The organism is Candidatus Phytoplasma citri, from assembly GCF_002009625.1.
GTDB classification, from domain to species: domain Bacteria; phylum Bacillota_I; class Bacilli_A; order Acholeplasmatales; family Acholeplasmataceae; genus Phytoplasma; species Phytoplasma citri.
The window spans coordinates 1-6,546 of the sequence record NZ_MWKN01000046.1 but is presented as its reverse complement, the minus strand read 5'-3'; the positions used below and the strand labels follow the sequence as shown (position 1 = coordinate 6,546).

The 6,546-nt window shown below is 21.7% G+C and carries 6 protein-coding genes; all 6 read right to left on the bottom strand.

All coding sequences use genetic code 11. From position 1 onward, the window contains the following. Positions 1-14 precede the first annotated feature (14 nt). Entirely contained in the window at positions 15-440 is a 426-nt protein-coding gene (locus tag B2G44_RS01560; RefSeq protein ID WP_078123101.1) for a hypothetical protein, read from the bottom strand. Positions 441-484: 44 nt separating this feature from the next. Continuing rightward, complete coding sequence (locus B2G44_RS01555) at positions 485-1,348, bottom strand: DegV family protein (RefSeq protein ID WP_078123100.1); 864 nt, start codon at positions 1,346-1,348, stop codon at positions 485-487. A gap of 235 nt (positions 1,349-1,583) precedes the next feature. Continuing rightward, positions 1,584-3,251 (bottom strand): ATP-binding cassette domain-containing protein, encoded by a 1,668-nt coding sequence (locus tag B2G44_RS01550; RefSeq protein ID WP_078123099.1) that lies wholly within the window; start codon positions 3,249-3,251, stop codon positions 1,584-1,586. Positions 3,252-3,348: 97 nt separating this feature from the next. Then, a complete protein-coding gene (locus tag B2G44_RS01545; protein ID WP_078123098.1) occupies positions 3,349-4,203 on the bottom strand; it encodes an ATP-binding protein in 855 nt (284 codons plus the stop codon). A gap of 735 nt (positions 4,204-4,938) precedes the next feature. Next, positions 4,939-6,174: a DnaD domain protein gene (locus tag B2G44_RS01540; protein ID WP_078123097.1), complete on the bottom strand. Its 1,236-nt coding sequence runs from the start codon at positions 6,172-6,174 to the stop codon at positions 4,939-4,941. A gap of 123 nt (positions 6,175-6,297) precedes the next feature. After that, positions 6,298-6,384 carry a zinc finger domain-containing protein gene (locus B2G44_RS02505; RefSeq protein WP_369051697.1) on the bottom strand — a complete coding sequence of 29 codons (87 nt, stop codon included), beginning with the start codon at positions 6,382-6,384 and terminating at the stop codon, positions 6,298-6,300. Positions 6,385-6,546: the final 162 nt, after the last annotated feature.

The following is a 6,546-nucleotide window of genomic DNA, read 5'->3' as shown; positions in this document are numbered from 1 at the left end:
CATTCTTTCGTTTGTCAGACCGACCATCTCCTTTCAGGGTTTATCAGCCCTGGATATTGGTTAGATAGCACGAAATTTAGGCCTCTTTGGCGCCCATCACGTCTTTGTAAATCTTCTTTTACATTTTGAATAAAAATAATAGAAGAAGGATGTCTAAAATCTAAATATTCCCCTTCTTTCCTGTAAGTTGTTATTTCGAAATAATCATTTTCAAAACAAATTTTAACAGAACCGTAACGAATTCTTGTCTTTGGAACATTAAAAATTTCACAAATAGTTTCAGGTAAAAGATTAGTAGTAATATCTACATCTGTAAAAGGTTTTTTTAATAAAAAATCCCTAACAGCCCCTCCCACTATAAAAGCTTCTGATTGGTCATATTTTTTTAATATTTTTAAAATCTTTTTAGCTTTATCCATATATAAATTTTCATTTAACATATATTATATTTACACCTTATGATTATTGAAATTTCTTAATGGGATCAAATGGGAGGAATAATCAATCCCACACCAAGAACATTATTACCTACATGCGCTCCTATAACCGGAGTAATAATAACTTCTAAAATATCATTAATATTTAACTTTTTTTTTAAAATTTCTATTAATTTATTTTTCATAGGAGGACGTCCTGAAGTTAAAATATGTAAAAAAAATTTTTGATTTTTCTGATTTTTCGTATAATTTTCGATTTCTCTCAAAATACAATCAAAAGCTTTTTCCATAGTAAAAACTTTTTTAATCATTGTAATAATACCAGGAGCTTCTAATTTTAAAATAGGTTTAATATGAAAAATTCTTCCTAAAAAACCTTTAGCAATACTTAAACGACCACTTTTAATTAAATGATTTAAAGAATCTACTATAAAAAAAATTTTATTATTTTTACGTAATTCTTCTAAATATGCTATAACTTCTGAAATTTCAAAACCTTCAGAAAACATACGTTCAGCTTCTAAAGCGCAATATGCTTCGCAAAAACCAATACTTTGGGTATCAAAAACTATAACTTCTATTTCAGAAGCAACTATTTTACTAGCAGATAAAATACTATTATAACTACCGCTTAATGCACTAGACAAAGTAGTAACAAAAATTTTTTGATAACCTAAACGAGCTATTTGGCGAAAATAATCAACTATTTCTCCTATAGGAGGTTGAGAAGTAGTAGTGATTAAACGAGGATTTTTAGTTATAAAATCATAAAATTGATTTGCAGTTAAATTTTCACCATCTCGATATTCTTGATTATTTAAAAAAATTTGTAATCTAATTAATCCTATATTATGTTTTTGATGAAAATAATCTAAACAACTAGTAGAAGTGCTTATCACTTTAATTTTCATATGAAATTAAAATCCTTTTAATAAAAATATAAAAAATATTTCTTGCTTTAATTAATTAAAGAATCAAAAATATGAATATCAAAATAAATAAAATAAGAATTATAATAACTCAATTTCCTAAAAAATAATCTTATAAGAAATCGAGTTATTATTTTAATAAATAATTATAAAATTTATGATTATTTATAGCAAAATAAATTATTTATTTATAATGAGTTTTTTTATGAAAATTTTTTCAAGAATTTCCTTTTTTTAACATCATTAAAGGTTTTGTTTTATTTAATCGTTTAGAATTCGTTAAAAGATAAATACTATACACAAAGAAAAAACAAATAATAAAAAAACCTATCCAACTAACTATAGTCCGATAACTAGGTGAAATTGAAAAAAAACCATTCTCACATAAAGGATCAAAAAAGCTTTGAATAAATTCGATAGAACAAGGATAAAGTTTTTCACTTAATTGCAATAATGATTTTTTTTGTGTAAACAAATTCATATCATCAAAACTAGGAATTGCTTTTTTATCCAAAAACATAGAAAAATAATTCAAACCATTATTAAAATAATTCAAACCCTTATTAACAATTTTATTAATTGACCATTGGTATAAAAACATAAACATTTGCTGTAAGAAAGTAAACGCCAATATAAAATAAGCGATAAAATAAAATAATATTTTATTAATAATTCGACTATTCGCACCTAAAATACGAGTAATACCTGCGGTACGATAAAAAACTATTGTCTGACGAATAAGAAAGGACTTAGATAAAAGAAAATAAAACAACCAAAATAAAAATATTACTAAAAATCCTACAAAAGATACCCCATAAAATCCTTTTGAAAAAGGCAATATAATACTTTCATTCAATTCTAAATATATATTTTTAAAAAAAGATGTTTTATACCAAAATATTTTTCCCAAGAAAATATTTACATGCGATATCAATTTAAATACTAACAAAGTTGTCATAAAATAATAAAAAAGACTAAATAAATTTCGTTTCCAATGATTTTTATAAAAAAATTTACAAATAGAATGAACTTCTTTAAAAGGTAAATTAGATGAAACAGATTTAAACTTCAAAAAATGATCATTTTCAAATAAATTAGAAACTTCCTGGATTTTAGAAACAAATTTTTGTTTTTCTAAATTATCAACATAAGTTAATAAATCTAAATCTTTTTCATTAAATTGAACATTTTCATTATTAAAAGTGTCATTTTGTTTACGCACTAAATAATCTTTAACAATACCTTCTTTTATTTTAATAATAATATCAGCATGTTTGGTTGCTAATAAAATATCATGAGTCACTACGATAACCAATTTTTTTTCAGAAATCTCTTTTAATTTTTTAAAAACTAAATCACTAGAATCTGGATCTAAATTACCTGTAGGCTCATCAGATATTATCACATCAACATCTTTGATTAAACTTCTAATTATATTGGCTCTTTGTAATTGTCCTCCAGATAATTTAAAAGGTTTTTTTGCCAATAAACTAATAGGTAAATTAAAATATTTAAATAAATCTTTAATTTGTTTATGAATGAGCGGACTAACAACGCTTTTTTGTAATTTAACAGATAAAAGAATATTATCTAAAACACTTAATTCATTAATAAAATAAGCATCTTGCGTTATATAAGAAATCATACCATTTCTATAATCAGCCATTTCAAAATTTGAAAAAGTAGATAAATCTTTATCTTCTACTAAAATATTACCATGACTTATCTTTTCTAATCCTGATAAAAGATTGCATAAACTAGTTTTTCCTGAACCTGATGGTCCTGATAAAAAAACAAATCCGCGACTAGGCAAATTAAAAGAAATATCTTTTAAAATATCTTCGTCTTCATCAAAGCTCAAATTAACGTCTATTAAACGAATCATATTTATATTCTCCCTAATTTTTGAAAATCAATATATAATTAATATAAAAAAATATCATTTTAACTAATTTAATAACTAATAAAAAATATTCTTGTTATCATGACAATTTATTTTTAGAAATATTATGAGAAAAATCATATAATAAAGTAGATTTTTGAATTAAATTAATAATTTTCGCAGATTTAGTAGCATTAATTAAATCTACATTTAATTGTAAAGTTTCTTTCAAATCATTCTGATGCAAAACGCTACTAAAAAAAACAGGTAAATTATATTCATAACGATAATTTAATAAAGGTATAAAAATATCATCTCGAAAAAAAGCATTCATATTTTCTAAACCAAAATCATCTAAAATTAAAAATGGAATTTTTTTTAAATGGTTTATTTTATCTTCTATAATATCATGAGTCCATAAAAATTTAAATTGCCGAACCAAATCTGACATAACAATAAATAAAAAAGGAATATGATTTATTAATAACATTTTAGCTAATATTTTTAACATAAAAGTTTTTCCAGAATTAAAAGGACCATAAATATATAAACCTTTATTTTGTTTAATGTTAATATCAAAAGAATTATATTTTTCTACGATATCCATCATATAATTAAAAATACTTTTTTGTATTTTAGACATAGATTTTATATTTTTAATATCTATACCAGTAAAATTTATTTCTTGATTAAATAAAAAATTTTTTTGTTGTAAATTATTTTTCCAATCTATTTGTTTAGTTTTGACAGTTTCTTGCCAAACTACATGAAGATAAGGTTGTTCTTTTAAAACTAATTTATATCCAAAAGGATTGGGTTTATCTTTTTTATTTAAATAATTAAAAACAACAATAACATCTTCGTCTTTAATTTGTAAATGTTTTGTGTCGGGATGATTCTTAATATAATCTTTAATTTTTTGCAAATGAAAATTTGACTTTTCAGATGAATCCATAATAACTCCTAAATAAAAATTTAAATTTTTTTAAAATCTAAATTTTTATAAAACTAAAATAATAATACATTGAATTTATTATAAATTCAGATAAATATAGATTAATTAGAAAAAATATATTGTATTAAAACTTCAACAAATAAATTTAAAATTATCAAATATTTACCTAAAATCTCATTTTTTCTTAACATTACTAAATATTTTTAGCTTATACATAAATTATTACTTAATTTATTATATCATGTTTTTTTTATGTCTATTTATTTTTAATTTTAAATATTTAAATAATATTAATAAACAATTTATCACGATAAAAAATAAATTTAATAAATTAAATTTAGGTTTATCCTTACGACTACTAAAAAGATTCTTTATCCTTGACCATTAGGACTTTTATTTCCGGATTAGTAAATTTAATTACTTAATTTTAGGATTCTCCAAGTTACGCTAAATTTCTACCTTAATTCTTTAGAAGAAATAACCTTTTTTGTAGAGAAAATGATTCCAGGTTTTCTTTATCTGATAAATTACTTAATAATTATATATTACATTAGTATAATCTGAACTTCCTGTTTAAGCAACTTTCGAAATAGGTCTTTATATCTTCAGTATCTACCATGGATATTGATTAAATAGCACAAAATTTAGTTATCTTTGGCACTAATATGAGATTATATAATAATTTATCATTCTCATAATTGATCTTAAATATTTCTCAATTACTTTAATATAAACTTAATGTAAATTTTTCATAAAATCATCTAACCATTTAGGCAAAGGAACATTTTTACGAGCAGAATTAAATTTTTTATTATTATTATTTTCTAACTCTTCTGTCAGGTAATTATAAGCCATTTCTGCAGAAATAATACCTCTTTTTAACCATGATTTTAAAACAACATCACAATAATTATAAGATAAAACAAAATCAAGTTCATGATGTTTCTTTTTGCAAATATACATTAATAAAGCATTAATAACTCCAATATCTACATTTTTATGATTTTGAATTAACATGAATAAATCATGATTTAATTTTTTATTTATATTAATATTTTTACCAAAATTTTTAATAATATGAATAGGATGTGATCTTTTTAAACATAAAATCATTTCATTTTTTTCTTGTTGATAATTATTAACATCAATAATTTTAATATTTTGTTTAGTTTTTATATTTTGTTCATATAAATAATCTTTTAAAACATTTAAATTAATATTAAGATTTTGATTATAATTATGGCGAAAAATTTTTTGATACAAAGCAGCCATTTCTTTTGGTTGTAACATATAAACAAAACCCAAAGTTACGATATAATCAATATTTTCATTTTCTAATAAAAAAGGTTTTTTAAAACGTTCAGATAAATTATTAAAAAAAACTTCGTAATCAAAAAATTTTTTAAATACCACTAAGTGGTTATTGTTGCTGTTTTGAGCATTACCCGAATTAGAATGATGATATGAAGAGGTATAATCAATATTAATTTTATTAACTTTATAAAGATCTACAAAATTTTTACTAATATTTTGGAAATTTTTAGGTATTAAAGGTAATTTATTTAGTAATAATTTTTGTAAACAATGATAATAATTACCAACTTCGCTTAAAAAAAAATGACTTAATAAAGGATCATTAAAAAATTTTTGAGCTGAAACAGGAGAATAAAGTACGTAAATAATATCTTGATTATCATTAGAATAAGTTTCTAACAAACGGAGAGCTTCTAATTTATATTGATTAGATTGAAAAGTTTTTTTATTTATATTTAAAAAATCAAATAACATCTGATATGTAATAGTAAAATTATTATCAATATTATTTTTACTTTCGTTTAAAAAATATAAAGTATTATACAAAGAGATAGCAATAGTTCCAATTAGGGGTTGATATAATAAATTAAGTACCTTGTAATCTTCCGAAGTCAATTTATTAACACAATAAATTTTAATTATATTTGAATTAATCATTATTTGTGGCCTTCCTTAAATACTATTACTATAAATAATTATAAATAATTGATAAAAACTGATAAAAAAATAAATATCGATTAGAAATAATAATTATCAAAAAATAACATAAAATATTTACATTTATTTTAACTGACAAAAATCACAAAAATAAGAACTACGACCATTAATTTTAATTTTTTGAATTAATTTATGACACCTAAAACACATTTCTTTATCTTTTTGATATACCAAAAGCTTTTTTTGAAAATTACCTTTAATTCCTAAAGATACGGATAGATTAATTGCGTTTTATGCAGCGATTTGTATTTGCTGTTTTATTTACAATCAGCCCCCGTCCAAACCGGACAAGCAAGTTTCCAAGCACACCGC

Coding starts and splice junctions, on each gene's coding strand:
- B2G44_RS01555 (WP_078123100.1), bottom strand. CDS start 1,348: ATGAAAATTAAAGTGATAAGCACTTCTACTAGTTGTTTAGATTATTTT.
- B2G44_RS02505 (WP_369051697.1), bottom strand. CDS start 6,384: ATGTGTTTTAGGTGTCATAAATTAATTCAAAAAATTAAAATTAATGGT.
- B2G44_RS01550 (WP_078123099.1), bottom strand. CDS start 3,251: ATGATTCGTTTAATAGACGTTAATTTGAGCTTTGATGAAGACGAAGAT.
- B2G44_RS01540 (WP_078123097.1), bottom strand. CDS start 6,174: ATGATTAATTCAAATATAATTAAAATTTATTGTGTTAATAAATTGACT.
- B2G44_RS01545 (WP_078123098.1), bottom strand. CDS start 4,203: ATGGATTCATCTGAAAAGTCAAATTTTCATTTGCAAAAAATTAAAGAT.
- B2G44_RS01560 (WP_078123101.1), bottom strand. CDS start 440: ATGTTAAATGAAAATTTATATATGGATAAAGCTAAAAAGATTTTAAAA.